This window comes from Bradyrhizobium sp., assembly GCF_049586575.1.
In the GTDB taxonomy this organism is placed as follows: Bacteria; Pseudomonadota; Alphaproteobacteria; order Rhizobiales; family Xanthobacteraceae; genus Bradyrhizobium.
In genome coordinates, this window is the sequence record NZ_JBAVCF010000363.1 from 1 (window position 1) to 3,584 (window position 3,584).

Below are 3,584 nucleotides of genomic sequence, written 5' to 3' on the forward strand. Positions count from 1 at the left end.
GAGATCGGGGTCTGGATCGCCGTGATGCCGAGATCGCTCAGGGCATCCATCACGCCGTTGGCAATGCAGGGCGGCCCGCCGATGGCGCCGGACTCGCCGCAGCCCTTGGCGCCGAGCGGATTGGTGCGGCACGGCGCGGAATCATCCAACGTCACCTCGATCGGCGGAACATCGTCGGCGCGCGGAATGCAATAATCCTGATAGCTCGCGGTGAGCAACTGGCCCTCGGCGCTGTAGGTCACACCTTCATAGAGCGCCTGGCCGATACCCTGCGCGACACCGCCATGCACCTGTCCCGTCACCAGCATCGGGTTGATGGCGACACCGACATCGTCCACGGTCGTGTAACGCACCACGCGCGTCACGCCGGTGTCGGGATCGATCTCGACTTCGCAGATATGCGTGCCGTTCGGCCAGCTCGGACCATCGGTCTGTCCTTCGCTGTCGACGGAGAGCCGCGCGTCCGCTTCCTTCTTCGCGATGTCGAACAAACTAACGCGCTTGTCCGTGCCGACCACGGTAAGCATGCCGTCGCGATATTCGATATCCTCGACCGACGCCTCCAGCGCCTGCGACGCCTTCTGGCGGGCTTTCGCAATCAGATCGGCCGCCGAGACCACCGCCGCGGTGCCGCCGACAAACAGCGAGCGCGAGCCGACGCTGCCAAAGCCGGTCGCAAGATCGGTATTGCCCTGCACGACATCAATCTTGTCCATGGATACGCCGAGCGCTTCTGAGATCATCTGCGAGAACGAAGTCTGCAACCCCTGCCCCATGGCCTGGGTGCCGGCGTGCAGGACGATGCGTCCCTCGGCGGTCGCGTGCAGGCTGACTTTTTCGTTATGCACGGTGCCGCCGGTCCATTCGATATAGCTGGTCAGCCCGCGGCCATAGAGCAGGCCCTTTTTCCTGGCCGCTTTCTTGCGCGCGGCAAAGCCATCCCAGTCCGACAGTTTGGCGGCGCGCTCCAGCATGTGCGCGAACGCGCCGGAGTCGTACACCTGCCCGACCGCATTCGTGTAAGGCATCTGCGACGGCTTGACGTAGTTCACCTTGCGGATGGTGCGCGGGTCCATCTTCAACTGCCGCGCGGCCGCATCCATCAGGCGTTCGACGACAAAGACGGCCTCGGGCCGGCCGGCACCGCGATACGCGCCGACAGGTGCGGTGTGCGTCATCACCGCCTTGAGGTCGTAATGAACGAGCGGCAGGTCATAGACGCCAGTCTGCACGAAGGGGCCGAGGATCAGCGGGATCAACGCGCCGGTTCCGGAGATATAGGCGCCGGTGCCGCCGACCGAGCGCACGCGAAAGGCTTGCACGCGGCCCTTGGCGTCAAGCGCGAATTCGGCCGTGGAGGTCAGATCGCGGCCATGGGTACCCCCGAGAAAATCGTCCGACCGCTCGCCGCGCCAGCGAATCTTCCTGTTCAGCTTGGTCGCGGCATAGGCCACGATGCCATCTTCCGGATAGAGGCTCGTCTTCTGGCCAAACCCGCCGCCGATGTCGCCGACCAGAACCTGAATGCTTTCCTTCGGCCGCTTCAAAATCGCATCGGCAAGAATGTCGCGGGTTGAACCCGGCGTCTGCGACTGGACATTCAGGATCAGGCGGCCGGTCTTCTTCTCGACTTCGGCAATCGTCGAGCGCGGCTCCATGGCGGAGGGAACGAGGCGCTGGCTGAGGACGTCGAGCGAAACGACATGGTCCGCTTTCGCGAAGGCAGCTTCCACTGCGGCTGCGTCACCGTAGCTCATGGACGCCACGACATTGTCCGGCACCTCCGACCACACCAGCGGCGCACCCAGCTTGATCGCAGCCATCGGATCGACCACCGCGGGTAACTCGGCGTATTCGATCCTGATCGCTTCCGCGGCGCTTTGCGCTGCAAAGCGCGAACTCGCAACCACCGCGGCGACGGCCTCGCCGGCGAAGCGCACAACTTCATGAGCGAGCAGGCGGCGTGGTGGCACCGTCATCGGCGAACCGTCCGGACGCGGGAAAATCAGAAGCGTCGGCAGCGTGCCGATATCATCGGCGACGAGATCGGCGCCGGTGTAGATGGCCTCCACGCCCGGCATCGCACGCGCCGCCCTGGTGTCGATCGAGACGATCTTTGCATGCGCATGCGGCGAGCGCAGCACATAGAGCCAAAGCGCGCCATCTTCCGGCTTGTCGTCAATGAAATGGCCCTTGCCGGTAAGCAGCCGCTGGTCTTCCAGACGCTTGGGCGACTTGCCTGCACCGAACCGCATATTGCCGGGAAGAATGTTCATCAGTCTGTCCTTGGAATTGTGAGGCCGGCATTGTTTTAGCCGATAGCCGAGGAATTGGCCAAGTCCCTCGCCGCCGTCATTCCGGGGCGCGAGTGCAACGAGCGAACCCGGAATCCATCGCACCTCACGAGTGCTTGGAGAAATGGCTCCCGAGTTCAGCCCTATCGGGCTGCCCCGGAATGACAAAAGAAAGCACGATCAGCAGGCACGGCCTCATCTCACCTCCCGCAGCACCCCCTCTATGGCCTTACGCTCGTCCACCGTCAGCCCCCTCTGCGGGGGGACGGGATCTCCGACATCGTAGCCCTGGATGGTGAGCGCGGCCTTGATGCAGGCGGCGAGATTGTAGCGCGCAAAGGCTTCGTTGACCCGCCACAATTTTTTCTGGAGCCTGAGCGCTTCATCCCAGCGCCCGGCCTTGCAGAGCTCGTAAAGCGCAACGCTCTGGCGCGGGATGATGCAGGCCGGCCCCGCCATCCAGCCGACCCCGCCGATCAGCATGACCGCGGCAGGAATGTGCGCGGAAGCGGAAAATACCCGGATCGAATCGCCGCAGCGATTCATGATCGAGAGCAGCCGCCCGGTATTGGTGGAGGCGTCCTTGATATATTGAATGCGCGGGTGCGCCGACAGCCGCGCGATGCAATCGAGCGAAAGGTCCGAGCGCTGGAATTGCGGATTGGTGTAGATCACGACGGGAATATCGACGGCATCCGCAATGGCCCGAAAATAGGATTCGACCTGCGCATCGGACAGCGGGAAATACGCCTCCAGGATCGCCAGAATGCCGTCGGCCCCACACTTTTGATACGCCTTCGCCTGCGCCACCGCGTCCAGCGTCGAGGTCGAGGCGACGCCGGCCACGACAGGCACGCGGCCTTTCGCGGCTTCGATCGCGGTCTGAACGACGGCTTCGCGCTGGGCATGATTGAGATAGGCAAACTCGCCGGTCGAACCGAGCGGCGTCAGCCCGTGCACGCCTGAGGCGATGAGATCGTCGCAGAGCCGCAGCAGCACCTCGCGGCGAACGGTACCGTCGGGATCGACGGGCGAGACGAGGTAGGGAAAAACACCGTGAAAATCGGACATGGCAGCGCTTTTAAAAGATGCGCAAGCCGGAGGCAATCAGGACGGCGGCGACCAGACTGGAGACAACTGCTGCAGTTTCGGCATCAGACCGTCGAGCAATAATCCAACACCGAGCATGGAAGACGCAACGGCTACGCCGCGCCCGCGTAAAAAACTTACGCAGCGTTAAGCATCGGCCGGCTGGCCGTCTGGACCATCCAGGTCTGCAACGGGCTCACC

2 protein-coding genes are annotated in these 3,584 nt (G+C 63.5%); both read right to left on the bottom strand.

Translation table 11 applies throughout. The features are described from left to right. Positions 1-2,276 (bottom strand): xanthine dehydrogenase family protein molybdopterin-binding subunit (locus WB528_RS14095; protein ID WP_423889029.1); only part of this gene is annotated, 2,276 nt, incomplete at its 3' end. Positions 2,277-2,489: 213 nt separating this feature from the next. Continuing rightward, complete coding sequence (locus WB528_RS14100) at positions 2,490-3,365, bottom strand: dihydrodipicolinate synthase family protein (RefSeq protein ID WP_423889030.1); 876 nt, start codon at positions 3,363-3,365, stop codon at positions 2,490-2,492. Positions 3,366-3,584 lie beyond the last annotated feature (219 nt).